Consider the following 14,540-nt stretch of genomic DNA (forward strand, 5'->3'; position numbering starts at 1 on the left):
CCGGGTGGCGCTCCGCAAGGCTAGGCGGGGGGATGACCAACATATCTTCCATCGGCGCCGAGCGCCTGGGCCGCCGCATGGCGCGCGGCTGCGCGTTCCTGGGTTCCGAAGTCGCCATCCTGGGCGGCGCCATGTCCTGGGTGTCCGAGCGCAACCTCGTCGCCGCCATCTCCAATGCCGGCGGCTTCGGCGTGATCGCCTGCGGCGCGATGACGCCCGAGCTGCTCGATGCGGAGATCGCCGGGACCAAGGCGCGCACCGCGAAGCCCTTCGGCGTCAACCTGATCACCATGCACCCGCAGCTGTTCGAGCTGATCGAGGTCTGCAACCGGCATGGCGTCGGCCATGTCGTCCTCGCGGGCGGGCTGCCGCCGGCGGGTTCGCTCGATGCGATCAAGGCGAACGGCGCCAGGCTGATCTGTTTCGCCCCCGCGCTCAGCCTGGCCAAGAAGCTGATCCGCTCGGGCGTCGACGCGCTGGTGGTCGAGGGCATGGAGGCCGGCGGCCATATCGGCCCGGTCTCGACCAGCGTGCTCGCGCAGGAGATCCTGCCCGAAGTGGCCGAGCAGGTGCCCGTGTTCGTCGCGGGCGGCATCGGCCGGGGCGAGGCGATCGCCGGCTATCTCGACATGGGCGCGGCGGGCGTCCAGCTGGGCACGCGCTTCGTCTGCGCGACCGAGAGCATCGCGCATGCAAACTTCAAGAAGGCCTTCATCCGCGCCTCGGCGCGCGATGCCACCGCCAGCGTGCAGATCGATCCGCGCCTGCCCGTGATCCCGGTGCGGGCGCTCAAGAATGCCGGCGGCGAATTGTTCACCGCCAAGCAGCGCGAAGTCGCGCAGCTGCTCGACGAGGGCAAGGTCGCGATGGCCGAGGCGCAGCTCCAGATCGAGCATTACTGGGCCGGGGCGCTGCGCCGCGCGGTGATCGACGGCGATGTCGAGCATGGCAGCGTGATGGCGGGTCAGTCGGTCGGCATGGTGACGAAGGAAGAGCCGGTCGCGGACATCATCGCGACGCTGATGGCCGAGGCGGCCCATGCGCTGGAGAAGCGCGCGGCCTGACGCTTGCCGAAGGGGCATCGCCACCCGTTGCCGTGCCGGCGGAGCGGCCGTCTTCGCCGACGCCGACGCCGTCGCCCATGGCCGAGAGCGGGGAGGGCAGGCTGTTCCCGGCAAGTTGGGCCGAGATGCCCAGCCAGCGGCTGCTGGGCAAGCACAACCCGCCGCGCCCCCGCTATGAAGGCGTCAGCGGCGGCGCGCTCCTCGCCTGCCATGTTCTGCCTTCGCGCCGGCTCGCCGATTGCGAGGTGCTGCGCGAGACGCCGGAAGGCTATGGCTTCGGCAAGGCGGCGCGGGAGGCGGCGACCGATTTCCGCGTGAACCCGCCGATGCTCGGCGGCCAGGTCGTTGCCCGTGGCCGGGTGGCGATCCCCGTCGCCTTCCGCAACCGCGAGCCCCGGCCCTAGCGGCGCTCCTTGTAGAGCTGGTACAGCTCCTTCACGCATTGCCAGGCGGAGATCGCCACGACCACCACGACGGCGATCTCGAGGCTCTTGTCGAGGCTCTGCTGGATCTTCGCGACCTTGTCTGCATCGGTGCCGGCGACGATCACGATTTGCCCCGCCGCGCGCAGCGCCGCGGCGATGGCGAGCGTGCCCGCGGTGCTACCCAGGATCAGCGCGGCGCGCAGCGGCTTCCAGGCCGACCGGAGGAAGCCGATCAGGCTCAGCAGGATCCGCGCCCAGACCAGTACCACCACCGGCCAGTAGAGCGTGGCCCAGACCGGCGCGGCGGTGATCACCGTTCCGTCGTCGTGCGGGAAGAAGGGGATGGTGAAGCCGCCCGCCCACCAGATGAGGAAGCCGATGCCGAAGGCGATCTCGAACGCCGGCTCCCAGCGCTTGCGCGGCGGCAGCTCAAGGCGGAGCTTGCCGAGGTGGGGCAGTTCCTCGAGTTCTTCGGGCTTCCAGCGGGCGAGATAGGTGTCGAGCCAGGCGGTTCGCTCGATCACCGCGAAGATCAGCGTGATCAACGCGCCCATGGTGAGCAGCGTATTCGTGGCGTCGCCGAGCCCGTGGGAAAGGGCCTGGAAGAAGGGCTGGCTGCCCACCGCGACCCGGCCGGCGATCTTCACGACCTCGATGACTCCGAAGAGGGCCAGCATGATTCGCAACACGAACCAGTAGAAGGGAAACAGTTCCGCGCCGATCAGCACCTGCTGGTCGTGATACTGGCCGGAGACCGTGAGCGGATGGCCGAATTCCCTGAGGATCTGGCTGACCTCGCCCTTGTCGAGCGGGCGGCCGAGCGCCTCCTCGCGATCCTCGATGCGGGCGGCGATCAGGTCCGCCAGCTCGGCGACGATGTCGTCGGCCTTGGCCGAGGGCAGGTTCCAGCGCACCGCGCCGAGATAGCGTTCGATGAGGTCCATCACTTTTCTCCCTCGGTGAGGCGCAGGATCGATTCCGAGATCGCGTTCCATTCGGCGAGCAGCTGGCCGAGCACGTGCAGGCCATCCGGCGTCAGGCGGTAGAAGCGCTTGTTGCGCCTGGCTTCCTCGCGCCATTCGCTGGTGAGCAGCCCCTGCGCCTCCAGCCGGCGCAGCAGGGGATAGAGCGCGCCTTCGTCGATCGGCAGCCCCGCCGCTTCCAGGCTGGTGCGCAGCGTGTAGCCGTAACGCTCCTCGCGCAGTGCCCCGAGCACCGCCAGCACCAGCGATCCGCGCCGCAGCTCGATGCGCAGTTTCTCGAACAGGTCTTCCTCGACCGGCATCGTCCTGTGCCTCATATCGTGTATGACGCATACTATGTAACATACAGTATATGAGCCCGCAAGCGCCCGCGATGCGCGGGCCTTCGGCGATTTTGCGGCTCCCGCGGCCGATCGGGCGCGGCGCCCGCCGCACTTGTTTCGCCGGTGCATGGCGCACGCGAACACAATCTGTTAGCGCGCATCCATGCCCGTTTCCGCAGCCGCCTCGGCCCGTGAGATACTGACGCGCCTCCACGACGTGATGGCGTCGCGCAACCCGGCGCAATCGAAGCTCAATTCGGTGGTCAACATCATCGGCGAGGCGCTGTCGAGCGAGGTCTGCTCCATCTATCTGCTGCGCGAGGGGTTGCTGGAGCTGTTCGCGACGCGCGGCCTGGCGCAGGAGGCGGTCCATGTCACCAAGCTCGCGCTGGGCGAGGGCCTGGTCGGCACGATCGCCCAGAATGTGGAGACGCTGAACCTCGACGAGGCCGAGCTGCATCCCGCCTTCGCCTATCGTCCCGAGACGGGCGAAGAGGCGTTCCACAGCTTCGCCGGCGTGCCGATCATCCGGCGCGAGCGGGCCGTGGGGGTGCTTGCCGTGCAGCATGCGGAATCGCGCCGCTACGAGAGCGAGGAGATCGAGGCGCTGCAGACCGTGGCGATGGTGCTTTCCGAACTGATCGCCAATGCCGATCTGATCGATTTGGCGAGCGGCGGCGGCTCCACCCGGCTCCAGTCGACCGCCCCCGAGCTGGGCCATGGCTTCAAGCTGGTCGACGGCATGGCCGCCGGCGTCGCGGTCTTCCACCAGCCGCGCATCGTGATCGAGCATACCGTCGCCGAGGATACCGAGGCGGAGCGCCACCGCGTCTATGCCGCGTTCGACAAGATGCGCGAGCAGATCGACCGGATGGCGAGCCAGGCCGAATTCGGCGGCGGCGGCGAACAGGACGAGATCCTCGCGACCTACAAGATGTTCGCCTATGACGAAGGCTGGTCGCGCCGGATCAACGAGGCGATCGATTCGGGCCTTACCGCCGAGGCGGCGATCGAGCGCGTCCAGCAGCGCACGCGCCAGCGCATGCGCGAGATCGACGATCCGCTGCTGCGCGACCGGATGCACGATCTGGAGGATCTGTCCAACCGGCTGCTCCGCATCGTCTCGGGCCAGCTCGGCACTGCGGCGCAGATGGGGCTGCGCCAGGATTCGATCCTGATCGCGAAGAATCTCGGCCCGGCCGAGCTGCTCGAATATGATCGCCGGCGCCTGAAGGGCGTGGTGCTGGAGGAAGGCTCGCTCACCGCGCACGTCACCATCGTCGCGCGCGCCATGGGCGTGCCGGTGCTGGGGCGCGTCCGCAACATCCGCCAGATGATCGCCGAGGGCGACATGCTGCTGCTCGACACGAGCGAGGAGAGCCTGTTCGTCCGCCCCACCCAGGCGATGCAGGAGGCGTTCGAGGCCAAGCTCGAGCTCAGCCAGAAGCGCCGCGCCGCCTTCGCCCGGATGCGCGGCGTCGCTCCCGTGACGACCGATGGCCACCGCGTGACGGTGATGGTCAATGCCGGCCTGCGCGACGACATGGCCGCGCTCGACCTTACCGGTGCCGACGGCATCGGCCTGTTCCGCACCGAATTCCAGTTCCTCGTCTCGGCCACCCTGCCCCAGCGCGAGATGCAGCGCCGCCTCTACAAGGACGTGCTCGACGCGGCGGGGGACCGGTCCGTCACCTTCCGCACCGTCGATATCGGCGGTGACAAGGCGCTGCCCTATCTCAACCATGACGAGGATGGCGAGGAAGAGAATCCCGCGATGGGCTGGCGGGCCTTGCGCCTCGCGCTCGATCGCGACGGGCTGATGAAGGCGCAGGCGCGCGCGCTGATCGAGGCGGGTGCCGGCCGCACGCTCAACATCATGTTCCCGATGGTCTCGGAACCCTGGGAGTTCGATGCGGCGCGCGAGCTGTTCGAGGCGCAGCGCAGCTGGCTCGCCGCGCGCGGGCGCAAGATGCCGACCGAGATCCGCTATGGCGCGATGCTCGAGGTGCCGGCGCTGGCGGAGGTGCTCGACCTGCTGCTGCCGCGGCTCGACTTCCTGTCGATCGGCACCAACGACCTCACCCAGTTCCTGTTCGCCGCCGATCGCGCGCATCCAAAGCTGGCGTTGCGCTATGATTGGCTGAGCCCGTCGATCCTGCGCTTCCTCAAGCGCGTGGCGGACCAGTGCCGGGCGGGCGGCGTGCCGGTGGGCGTGTGCGGCGAGATGGGCGGCCGGCCGCTGGAGGCGCTGGCGCTGCTCGGGCTCGGCATCGATCGCCTGTCGATCACGCCCGCCGCGGTGGGGCCGATCAAGGCGATGGTCCGGTCGATCGATCGGGGCGCGCTGATGGCGGCGATGGCCCGGATGCTGGCCGATCCGGGCAGCTCGCTGCGCGACCAGCTGGAGGCATGGGCGAGCGAACATTCCGTCGAACTGGCCTGATCTGCCGGCAAAATCACCCTGGCCGGCGTTGACAGGCGGGGCTTGGTGAACGACAGCTTCAGCCGTCGGCGGGAGCAACGGGCGCAACCCTTCCGCCCGGAGAGTATGGATGGAAGGCGAAGCCGCCGAAGACCCGACCCTGTTTCCCGCCAGCGTGGGCGAGAAGCTGCGTGCCGCGCGCGAGGCCCAGGGCCTCGACCTTCCCGAGATCGCCGCGCGTACCCGCATTCCGCAGCGCCATCTCGAGGCGATCGAGAAGGGCAATTACGCCGGGCTTCCGTCGATCACCTATGCGCTGGGCTTCGCCAAGGCCTATGCCCGCGCGGTCGGCGCCGACGAAGTGATGATCGCGCGCGAGCTGCGCACCGAGCTCCACCGCAATCCCGAGCGCGCCGCGCCGGTTCCCGCCTATGAGACCAGCGATCCGGCGCGGGTGCCACCCCGCGGGATCGTCATCTTCGGCGTCGTCCTGGCGCTGCTGCTGGTGGTGGGCGGGGTGCTCTATTACGGCACCGACCTGTTCCGCGGCAGCGCGCCCGCACCCGAGACGCTGGCGACCGAGGAGCCGCAGGCGAACCTGGCCGACAATGCCAGCATCGCCAACGTCGCCACGCCCGTGGCGGCCGGCGGCGGCCAGGTCTCGCTGGTCGCGCTCGATACCGTCTGGATCCGCGTCACCGATGCCAAGGGTACCAAGCTCGTCGAGAAGGAGCTCGCCCCCGGCGAGCGCTACGACGTGCCGGCCGATGCCGATCATCCGCGCATCCGCACCGGCGGCCCCGAGAAGATCCAGGTGACGCTCAACGGCTCCAACGTCGATCCGCTCGGCCGCGCCGGCACGACGGTGGATGTCGAGGTGAGCGCCGATGCGCTGCGCGCCCGCGGCCAGCCGGGTGCCTCGCCGACGCCGGCCGCGCCGGCCGCCGGGGGGCCGGCCGCGCGCCGCGAGCGTCCGGCCGCGCGCCTCTCCGTCGCGACTCCGGCGCCGACGCCGGTCGAACCGGCTGCGACGAGCACTGGCAACAGCGCGCCGTAAGGACTGGCGAGGCGTGCGGCCTCCCGGCTATAGCGGACGAGTTCTCCATGTCTGACCTGCACCGGGGGGTGTGATCGATGCGTTTTCTTCTTGCCGCCACTGCAATGGCCGTCGTCTTCGGCGCCGGCACCGCCCAGGCCCAGGATTCCGCGCTCTCCGGACGCGTCGACCGGCTCGAGCGCGAGATGCGCGCCGTACAGCGCAAGGTGTTCCCGGGCGGCGCCGGCCAGACGGTGGAGCCGCAGATCACGCCCGAGACCAGCACCAGCGTGCCCGGCACGCCGTCGGGCACGCCGCTGATCGACTTGACCCAGCGCGTCACCGCGATCGAGGAGCAGCTGCGCACGCTCACCGGCCAGGTCGAGCAGGGCCAGTATCGCCTGCGCCAGCTCGAGGACGTCTTCGCTGCCTATAAGCGCGGCACCGATGCGCGTATCAAGGGGGTCGAGGACCGGGCGACCGCCAATGCCGCGCTGGGCGGCGAGGATATGACGGTGCCGGGCGATACCGCCGGCGCGGCGATCCGTCCGCCGGCGACCGGCACCCGCCCGGCCACACCGCCTCCGGCCGCGGGCACCGCCACGCCGGCCACGCCCAAGCCCACCGGCACGCGCGCCCAGCAGGTGGCGGCGATCGAGAAGCCCAATACGGGCGATCCGGCCGAGGACGGCTATACCTATGGCTTCCGCCTGTGGCAGGCGAAGCTCTATCCGGAGGCGCGCCGCGAGCTCGAGGCGGTGGCGACCAAATATCCGACGCATCGCCGCGCCAGCTATTCGCAGAACCTGCTCGGCCGCGCCTATCTCGATAGCGGCGCGCCCAGCCTGGCGGCGGTGGCCTTCTACGAGAATTACAAGAAGAACCCCAAGGGCGAGCGCGCGCCCGACAGCCTCTATTATCTGGCCCAGGCGCTCATCAAGCTGAAGAAGCCCGCCACGGAGGTCTGCAAGGTCTATACCGAGCTCGACCAATTATATGGCGACAAGCTCTCGGCCGAGATGAAGACCGGCATGGCGGAGGGCCGTGCAAGCCAGAAGTGCAAGTGACCGGCCGACGCTCGACCGGGAAAGGGTCGAGCGCTTCCGCCGGGATTGCGAGGCGCTGACCGGCGGCGCTCCGGGCGAGGGGCGCCATCTGGCCGTTGCCGTCTCGGGCGGGCCGGATAGCCTGGCGCTGCTCCTGCTGGCCCATGCGGCCTTTCCGGGCGCGGTGATCGCGGCGACCGTCGATCACGGCCTGCGCCCCGAAGCGGCGGACGAAGCGGCGCTCGTCCGGCGGCTATGCGATCGGATCGAGGTGCCGCACGAGACGCTCGCCGGAAGCGTGCCCGTCGCGGGCAATCTCCAGCAGGCCGCGCGGGCGCTGCGCTATGCGCTGCTCGCCGATTGGGCGGCGGGCCGGTCCGCCTGGCTCGCGACGGCGCACCAGCAGGACGATGTCGCCGAGACCTTCCTGATGCGGGCCCGGCGCGGCGCGGGAGTGGGCGGGCTTGCCGCGATGGCGGCGGCGCGGCCGCTCGGCGGCGTCACGCTGATCCGTCCGCTGCTCCATTGGACGCGGGAAGAATTGGAGGCGCTCGTCGCGGATGCGGGGATCGTGCCGGCGCGCGATCCTTCCAACGCCGATCCGCGTTTCGATCGCGCCCGCATCCGCGCCTTGCTGGCCGAGGCGGGGGAATTGCCCGCCGATCGGCTTGCCGCCGCCGCGCGCAACCTGCGCGATGCCGAGGATGCGCTGGCCTGGGTCGTCGATCGCGAATGGCGCGCGCGCGCGGTGGCCGAAGGCGGCGCGGTTTCGCTCGACCCCGGCGGCCTGCCCCGGGAACTTCGCCGCCGCCTCGTCGAGCGGGCGGTGGCGACCGTCCGCGCCGCGCACGGCCTCGGCCCCGATTGGCGGGAGACCGGGCTCGATCCGCTGCTCGCCGCGCTCGACGCCGGAGGCACCGGTACGATTGCGGAAGTGATCGGGAAGGCGAGGGCCGTTATCTGGCATTTCGCGCTGGCGCCACCGCGTCGATCACACTGATCGACGCTGTTCCATTGCCATTAACTTGGCCGTGCCTATCTTGGGCAGCGGAAAGGTACCGAATCCGCATGAGCGACAACGACAAGCAGCAGGGCCCCGACAATGGGGGCAGCAACCCCTGGATGAAGAGCCTGTTGATCTGGGTGGGCATCCTGGCGGCGCTCGCCCTGTTCGTGACGATCTTCGACAATCGCAACGCCACCGCGCCGGGCGATGCCGTGGCCTATTCCGATTTCATGGCCAAGGTGAACAATGGCGAAGTGAAGTCGGTGAACATCTCGCGTGCCACCGGCGTGGTCAGCGGCGAGCTGTCGAACGGCGGCAAGTTCCGCACGAACGCGCCCGAGGATCCTTCGATGATCGGGACGCTGCTCGCGAAGAACGTGAAGGTCTCGGCCCGCGCCGAGGAAGGTCCGAACATCTGGATCTACCTCCTCTACCAGTCGTTGCCGTTCCTGCTGATGCTCGGCATCGCCTTCTTCGTGATCCGCCAGATGCAGAAGGGCTCCGGCTCGGGCGCGATGGGCTTCGGCAAGTCGCGCGCGCGCCTGCTGACGCAGAAGGAAGGCAAGGTCACCTTCGACGACGTGGCGGGCATCGACGAGGCGCGCGAGGAGCTGCAGGAGATCGTCGAGTTCCTCAAGGACCCGACCAAGTTCGCCCGCCTGGGCGGCAAGATCCCCAAGGGCGCGCTGCTGGTCGGCTCGCCCGGCACCGGCAAGACGCTGCTCGCCCGCGCCATCGCCGGCGAGGCGGGCGTGCCCTTCTTCACGATTTCGGGTTCGGACTTCGTCGAGATGTTCGTCGGCGTCGGCGCGAGCCGCGTCCGTGACATGTTCGAGCAGGCCAAGAAATCGGCCCCGTGCATCGTCTTCATCGACGAGATCGACGCCGTCGGCCGTTCGCGCGGCGCCGGCCTCGGCAACCAGAATGACGAGCGCGAGCAGACGCTCAACCAGCTGCTCGTGGAAATGGACGGCTTCGAGGCGAACGAAGGAATAATCATCATCGCGGCGACGAACCGCCCCGATGTGCTCGATCCCGCGTTGCTCCGTCCGGGCCGCTTCGACCGCCAGGTCCAGGTGCCGCGTCCGGACATCGAGGGCCGGGTGAAGATCCTCCAGGTCCATATGAAGAAGGTGCCGCTGGCGCCCGACGTCGAGCCGCGGGTGATCGCGCGCGGCACCCCGGGCTTCTCGGGCGCCGATCTCGCCAACCTCGTCAACGAAGCCGCGCTGCTCGCTGCCCGCCGCGGCAAGCGGCTGGTCGCGGCGCAGGAGTTCGACGATGCGCGCGACAAGGTGCTGATGGGCGCCGAACGCCGCTCGATGGTGATGACCGACGACGAGAAGCGGATGACCGCCTATCATGAGGCCGGCCACGCCCTGGTCTTCGCGCACGAGCCGACCGCCGATCCGATCCACAAGGCGACGATCATCCCGCGCGGCTTCGCGCTCGGCATGGTCCAGCCGCTGCCGGAGCGGGATTCGTACAGCTATCACCGCGACAAGATGCATGCCGATATCGCCGTCGCGTTCGGCGGCCGCATCGCCGAGGAGCTGATCTTCGGCTATGACAAGGTCTCGTCGGGTGCCTCGAACGACATCATGCAGGCGACGCGTCTCGCCCGCGCGATGGTGACGAAATGGGGCCTGTCGGACAATGTCGGCCCGCTCGACTTCTCGGAGAGCGACGAATCCTATGGCTATGCGATCTCCCGCGCCAAGCCGATGTCGGACGAGACCGCGCGATTGATCGACAGCGAAGTGAAGCGTTTCGTCGAGCGTGGCCTCGAGCGCGCGCGCCAGCTGCTGACCGACCATATCGACCAGCTCCACACGATTGCCCAGGCGCTGCTCGAATATGAGACGCTGACCGGCGAGGAGATCAAGCGGCTGATCGCCGGCGAGGATCTGGGCCGGCCGGATCCGGGCACCACGACGCGCCCGGTATCGGTGGCAGGCACGTCGATCCCGAAGATCACCAAGTCCAAGGGCCCGTTCGGGCAGCCGACGCCGCAAGGCGCCTGAGTTCCGCCATCATCGGCTGTGAAAAGCCCTCCCACGCGCGATCGGGGGAGGGTTTTTTCACATGCTGCATCCGGTTCTCTTCCTGCTCCTTGCGGCGGGCACGGTGCCGATGACGGTCGCCGAGTTCCTCGCCAAGGCCGATTCGCTCAAGGCGAAGGGGATGCTCGCCGCCTTCTCGCCCGACTATAGGCTGCTGCGCGAGGAGATGGAGCAGGTGGCTACCGGCTGGCGCGCCGAGCTGGCCGCGCAGCAGGCGTCCGGGCGCAGGCCGCACAGCTGCCCGCCACCCAAGGGGCAGGTCAAGATGGGCGGGCCGGAGCTGCTCGCCGAATTCCAGAAGATCCCGCCGGCCCGACGCGGCATCAGCGTGAAGACTGCCTTCTACGCCATCATGCAGCGTCGCTATCCCTGCCCCGCCTGAGCGCTCAGCCGAACAGCCCCAGCGCCACCAGGATCAGCACGAAGATCGCCAGGATCCAGGTGATGAAGAAGGTCAGCACCCAGGCGCGCATGAACGCGGAGAACCAGCCCAGCTGATAGGCCTGCTGGAGCTGGCGCGTCACATGGACGAAAGGAAGCGCGAGCGCCGCCACCGCCAGCCAGCCGCCGCCCAGCCCGGCCGCGGCGACGATCGCCACCAGGATGTAGAAGAGCGACATGAAAGTGATCGAATAAGTGACGAACACCGCATGATCGTAGAGCTTGTATTGCCGCTTCCAGAAGAACAGCGCCCATAGGAACGGCACCGAGAGCGGGATCAGCAGCCAGGAGAATTTGTAACTGGCCGACTGGAGCTTGTACATCATCAGCGCCGGGTTCTTCTGCCACTTCTCGATGCCGTGATCGAGCGCGTGCCAGCCGGTATGGGCTTGCGCGGCCGCCCCGTCGAGATGGCCGCCGCCCAGCGACTGTGCCGCCTTGTCGAGCCCGGCCAGCCCCTGCTGGGCATCGGCAATGCGCTCGCGATACTCTGCCTTGTCCTCCTCGTCGGTGGCCGCGGCGAGCTTTCGCTGCGCCTTGTCGAGCTTGGCCTGCGTATCCTTGCGGGCATAGTCGATCGCGGCGAAGGGCTTCATGTTGCCGGCATTGAGCTCGGTCGGCGCCGAAATCCCTACCCAGGAGAAGACCGCGAACATCGCGAAGACCGAGAAGAGGAAGATCGCCATCGGCGATACGAAGCGCGCGCGCTCGCCGGCGATGTAGCGCCGGGTCAGCTCGCCGGGCCGCCAGGCGAGCATCGGCAAGGTGCGCCACAACTTGCCCTCGAAATGGAAGACGCCGTGCAGGATGTCGTGCCCGATCGCCGAGAGCGAACGATGGACATGCCCGGCCTGGCCGCAATTATGACAATGCGATCCGATCAGCGCCGTGCCGCAATTGAGGCACAGGCCATGCCCGTCGCCGCCCGCCGCGCCATGCCCTTCGCCCGCCCGCGGCTCGACCGCGCGGCCGAGCAACGCCCCCGTCGCCAGTTCCCCGGCTGCTTCGATTCCCCCCGACATGGCGCCGGACCTATCAGCTTGATCTTGCACGTGCTAGGCGCAAGCGCAGCATGACCGACACCGCAGCCCTGATCGCCCAGATGGCGCAGCGCGCCCGCCGCGCCGCCGTGCAGCTCGCCGCCATGCCGGCCCCGGCCAAGGCCGCCGCGCTGCGCGCCGCCGCCGCTGCGATCCGGGCCGATACGCAGGCGATCCAGGCCGCCAATGCCGAGGACATGGCCGCCGCCGAGGCCAATGGCCTGTCGGGCGCATTGCTCGATCGCCTGAAGCTCGATGCCGGGCGGATCGAGGCCATGGCCGGCGGCGTCGAGGCCGTGGCCGCGCTCGCCGACCCGGTCGGCGACGTGATCGACCGGATCGAGCGGCCCAATGGCCTGGTGCTGACGCGCGTTCGCGTGCCGATCGGAGTGATCGGCATCATCTATGAGAGCCGGCCCAACGTCACCGCCGATGCCGGCGCGCTCTGCGCCATGGCGGGCAATGCCGCGATCCTGCGCGGCGGCTCCGAAGCGATCCGCTCGAACCGCGCCATCCATGCGGCGCTCGCCCGCGGCCTGGCGGCGGGCGGCATGCCCGAGGATGCGGTGCAGCTGGTCCCCGTCACCGATCGCGCCGCCGTCGGCGCGATGCTCGTCGCCGACGGGGCGATCGACATGATCGTACCCCGCGGCGGCAAGAGCCTCGTCGCCCGCGTGCAGGCGGAGGCGCGCGTTCCCGTGCTCGCCCATCTCGACGGGCTCAACCATACCTATATCGACGGCGCCGCGGATCCCGCGATGGCGCGCGACCTGGCGCGCAATGCCAAGATGCGGCGCACCGGCATCTGCGGCGCCACCGAGACGCTGCTGATCGACCGCGCCTTCGCCGATCCGAAGCCCGTGCTGGCCGCGCTGGCCGATGCCGGCTGCGAGCTGCGCGGCGATGCCGAAATCCGGGCGATCGAGCCGCGTGCGGTGGCCGCCGATGCGGAGGATTGGGACACCGAATATCTCGATTCGATCCTGTCGGTGAAGCTGGTCGACGGGGTGGATTCGGCAATGGCCCATATCGCCGCGCACGGCTCGCATCATACCGATGCGATCGTCACGGCCGACCAGGCCATAGCGGAGCGGTTCCTGGCGCAGGTCGACAGCGCGATCGTGATGTGGAACGCCTCCACCCAGTTCGCCGATGGCGGCGAGTTCGGCCTGGGCGCCGAGATCGGCATCTCCACCGGTCGCCTCCATGCCCGCGGCCCGGTGGCGCTCGAAGGGCTGACGACGTACAAATGGGTGGTGCGCGGCACGGGGCAGGCACGGCCGTGAGCGACACCGTGACGCTCTGGCGTCCGGTCGGCCCCGCGGAGCTTGCGTTGATCGAGGCGACCGGCATGGCCGCCTTCCCACCGCGCCTTCCCGGGCAGCCGATCTTCTATCCGGTTACCAGCGAAGACTATGCGGTGAAGATCGCGCGCGACTGGAACGTGCCGGAGAGCGGCACGGGTTTCGTGACTCGCTTCGAGGTGCTGCATGCCTTCCTCGCCGACTATCGGGTCGAGGACGCCGGCGGGCGCGCGCACCGGGAATATTGGATCCCGGCAGCACGGATGGACGCGTTCAACGCGGCGATCACAGGCCCCATCGAAGTGGTGAGGCGTTTCCCCGAATGAAGCGCATCGGCCTGCTGGGCGGCTCGTTCAATCCGGCGCATCTCGGGCATCGCAAGCTCTCGCTCCACGCCATCCGGGCGCTTGGGCTCGACGAGGTGTGGTGGCTCGTCTCGCCGGGCAACCCGCTGAAGGACAAGGCCGGCATGGCGCCGTTCAAGGCGCGGATGGCGTCGGCCCAGCGCATGGCGCGGCATGCGCCGATCCGCGTGTCGGGCATCGAGAAGCGGATCAAGACCCGCTACACCGCGGACACGATCCGCAAATTGCCGCGGCTCTTCCCGCGCCATCGCTTCATCTGGCTGATGGGGGCGGACAATCTGGCCCAGTTCCACAAATGGGAGCGCTGGCGCGATATTGCCGAACAGGTTCCGATTGCGGTGATCGCCCGTCCGGGGTATGATCGCGAGGCCCATGCAAGTCCTGCAATGGGTTGGCTGCGGCGCGCTGTGCGGCCCGCAGGCCAGGCGAAGAACTGGACGCGTTGGAGATTGCCGGCCCTCGTGCTGTTGCGCTTCCGCCCCGATCCGACTTCGGCGACGAGCCTTCGGGCCGCCGATCCCGCCTGGCACCGGCGTTATGCGGGTGCCCGTCAAAGTGTAACTTTGATGGGAGAAGCTACCGCGTCGTCTCCACAACAAGTTCGCACAGACAAGTTGCAACCCTAGGAGGCCCCTTGGCCATATCGTCCAATGTTCTGCGTTCGTCCGATGCCGCTGGTGGCACCGAGGCGCTGCACCAGCTCGTGATGACGTCGCTCGACGACGATCAGGCGGTCGAGACGGTCTCGATCCCGCTCGCCGGCAAGAGCAGCATCGCCGACTATATGGTCGTGGCATCCGGCCGTTCGACGCGCCAGGTCGCGTCGATGGCGGTGAAGCTTGCCGACAAGATCAAGGCCGAGTTCGGCCGCACCCCGCGGGTGGAGGGCCTGCCCACCGCCGATTGGGTGCTGATCGACGCGGGCGACGTGATCGTCCACCTGTTCCGCCCCGAAGTGCGCAGCTTCTACAATCTCGAGCGGATGTGGTCGTTCGGCGAAGCCGGCCAGGCGTGATCCGCTA

The 14,540-nt window shown here is 68.9% G+C and carries 15 protein-coding genes; 12 read left to right on the top strand and 3 right to left on the bottom strand.

The window, feature by feature from the left end; all coding sequences use genetic code 11:
• The first annotated feature begins 32 nt into the window (after positions 1–32).
• Positions 33–1,064, top strand: coding sequence for an NAD(P)H-dependent flavin oxidoreductase (locus tag BGP17_RS13910; protein WP_208413576.1), 1,032 nt, complete (start codon positions 33–35; stop codon positions 1,062–1,064).
• Positions 1,065–1,141: 77 nt separating this feature from the next.
• Positions 1,142–1,468 (top strand): energy transducer TonB family protein, encoded by a 327-nt coding sequence (locus BGP17_RS13915; protein WP_286712414.1) that lies wholly within the window; start codon positions 1,142–1,144, stop codon positions 1,466–1,468.
• On the opposite strand, the gene BGP17_RS13920 is transcribed toward BGP17_RS13915, so the two are convergent.
• Entirely contained in the window at positions 1,465–2,433 is a 969-nt protein-coding gene (locus BGP17_RS13920; RefSeq protein ID WP_286712415.1) for a hypothetical protein, read from the bottom strand. The genes BGP17_RS13915 and BGP17_RS13920 overlap by 4 nt on opposite strands.
• Positions 2,433–2,774: a PadR family transcriptional regulator gene (locus BGP17_RS13925; RefSeq protein WP_286712416.1), complete on the bottom strand. Its 342-nt coding sequence runs from the start codon at positions 2,772–2,774 to the stop codon at positions 2,433–2,435. Before BGP17_RS13925 ends, BGP17_RS13920 begins: the two co-directional genes overlap by 1 nt.
• 184 nt (positions 2,775–2,958) lie before the next feature.
• Between BGP17_RS13925 and ptsP the strand changes: the two genes are divergently transcribed.
• From ptsP to BGP17_RS13955, 6 genes are all read left to right on the top strand, one after another.
• Entirely contained in the window at positions 2,959–5,238 is a 2,280-nt protein-coding gene (gene ptsP, locus BGP17_RS13930) for a phosphoenolpyruvate--protein phosphotransferase (protein ID WP_167299966.1), read from the top strand.
• A 109-nt stretch (positions 5,239–5,347) separates the two neighbouring features.
• The gene (locus tag BGP17_RS13935; RefSeq protein WP_167299965.1) at positions 5,348–6,274 is read left to right on the top strand and encodes a helix-turn-helix domain-containing protein; all 927 of its coding nucleotides are present in this window, start codon (positions 5,348–5,350) and stop codon (positions 6,272–6,274) included.
• Positions 6,275–6,351: 77 nt separating this feature from the next.
• Complete coding sequence (locus BGP17_RS13940) at positions 6,352–7,320, top strand: tol-pal system YbgF family protein (protein ID WP_286712417.1); 969 nt, start codon at positions 6,352–6,354, stop codon at positions 7,318–7,320.
• Positions 7,298–8,299 (top strand): tRNA lysidine(34) synthetase TilS, encoded by a 1,002-nt coding sequence (gene tilS / locus BGP17_RS13945; protein WP_286712418.1) that lies wholly within the window; start codon positions 7,298–7,300, stop codon positions 8,297–8,299. The genes BGP17_RS13940 and tilS overlap by 23 nt, the downstream gene beginning before the upstream one ends.
• A 68-nt stretch (positions 8,300–8,367) precedes the next feature.
• Positions 8,368–10,329 (top strand): ATP-dependent zinc metalloprotease FtsH, encoded by a 1,962-nt coding sequence (ftsH, locus tag BGP17_RS13950; RefSeq protein WP_167299962.1) that lies wholly within the window; start codon positions 8,368–8,370, stop codon positions 10,327–10,329.
• A gap of 61 nt (positions 10,330–10,390) precedes the next feature.
• Positions 10,391–10,750 carry a hypothetical protein gene (locus tag BGP17_RS13955; protein WP_167299961.1) on the top strand — a complete coding sequence of 120 codons (360 nt, stop codon included), beginning with the start codon at positions 10,391–10,393 and terminating at the stop codon, positions 10,748–10,750.
• 4 nt (positions 10,751–10,754) lie between these two features.
• On the opposite strand, the gene BGP17_RS13960 is transcribed toward BGP17_RS13955, so the two are convergent.
• Positions 10,755–11,831, bottom strand: coding sequence for a DUF3667 domain-containing protein (locus tag BGP17_RS13960; protein ID WP_286712419.1), 1,077 nt, complete (start codon positions 11,829–11,831; stop codon positions 10,755–10,757).
• A gap of 50 nt (positions 11,832–11,881) precedes the next feature.
• Here BGP17_RS13960 and BGP17_RS13965 point away from each other — a divergent pair, with 50 nt between their 5' ends.
• From BGP17_RS13965 to rsfS, 4 genes are read left to right on the top strand one after another with little or no spacing between them, the layout of a single operon-like run.
• On the top strand, positions 11,882–13,135 hold the full coding sequence (locus tag BGP17_RS13965) for a glutamate-5-semialdehyde dehydrogenase (protein ID WP_286712420.1): 1,254 nt from the start codon (positions 11,882–11,884) through the stop codon (positions 13,133–13,135).
• Positions 13,132–13,479, top strand: a complete 348-nt coding sequence (locus tag BGP17_RS13970; protein ID WP_286712421.1) for a hypothetical protein — start codon at positions 13,132–13,134, stop codon at positions 13,477–13,479. Before BGP17_RS13965 ends, BGP17_RS13970 begins: the two co-directional genes overlap by 4 nt.
• Complete coding sequence (locus tag BGP17_RS13975) at positions 13,476–14,144, top strand: nicotinate-nucleotide adenylyltransferase (protein WP_167299957.1); 669 nt, start codon at positions 13,476–13,478, stop codon at positions 14,142–14,144. The genes BGP17_RS13970 and BGP17_RS13975 overlap by 4 nt, the downstream gene beginning before the upstream one ends.
• Before the next feature lie 8 nt (positions 14,145–14,152).
• Entirely contained in the window at positions 14,153–14,533 is a 381-nt protein-coding gene (gene rsfS, locus BGP17_RS13980; RefSeq protein ID WP_502688450.1) for a ribosome silencing factor, read from the top strand.
• The last annotated feature ends 7 nt before the right edge of the window (positions 14,534–14,540 follow it).

Origin of the sequence: Sphingomonas sp. 67-41 (assembly GCF_001899725.1) — a bacterium.
Lineage (GTDB): Bacteria > Pseudomonadota > Alphaproteobacteria > Sphingomonadales > Sphingomonadaceae > Sphingomonas > Sphingomonas leidyi.

Bases quoted from the DNA above. Each gene is read 5' to 3' on its own strand.
- ftsH (WP_167299962.1), top strand. From the start codon at position 8,368: ATGAGCGACAACGACAAGCAGCAGGGCCCCGACAATGGGGGCAGCAAC.
- ptsP (WP_167299966.1), top strand. From the start codon at position 2,959: ATGCCCGTTTCCGCAGCCGCCTCGGCCCGTGAGATACTGACGCGCCTC.
- BGP17_RS13925 (WP_286712416.1), bottom strand. From the start codon at position 2,774: ATGCCGGTCGAGGAAGACCTGTTCGAGAAACTGCGCATCGAGCTGCGG.
- BGP17_RS13975 (WP_167299957.1), top strand. From the start codon at position 13,476: ATGAAGCGCATCGGCCTGCTGGGCGGCTCGTTCAATCCGGCGCATCTC.
- BGP17_RS13920 (WP_286712415.1), bottom strand. From the start codon at position 2,433: ATGGACCTCATCGAACGCTATCTCGGCGCGGTGCGCTGGAACCTGCCC.
- BGP17_RS13960 (WP_286712419.1), bottom strand. From the start codon at position 11,831: ATGTCGGGGGGAATCGAAGCAGCCGGGGAACTGGCGACGGGGGCGTTG.
- BGP17_RS13940 (WP_286712417.1), top strand. From the start codon at position 6,352: ATGCGTTTTCTTCTTGCCGCCACTGCAATGGCCGTCGTCTTCGGCGCC.
- BGP17_RS13915 (WP_286712414.1), top strand. From the start codon at position 1,142: ATGGCCGAGAGCGGGGAGGGCAGGCTGTTCCCGGCAAGTTGGGCCGAG.
- BGP17_RS13955 (WP_167299961.1), top strand. From the start codon at position 10,391: ATGCTGCATCCGGTTCTCTTCCTGCTCCTTGCGGCGGGCACGGTGCCG.
- BGP17_RS13965 (WP_286712420.1), top strand. From the start codon at position 11,882: ATGACCGACACCGCAGCCCTGATCGCCCAGATGGCGCAGCGCGCCCGC.
- BGP17_RS13935 (WP_167299965.1), top strand. From the start codon at position 5,348: ATGGAAGGCGAAGCCGCCGAAGACCCGACCCTGTTTCCCGCCAGCGTG.
- BGP17_RS13910 (WP_208413576.1), top strand. From the start codon at position 33: ATGACCAACATATCTTCCATCGGCGCCGAGCGCCTGGGCCGCCGCATG.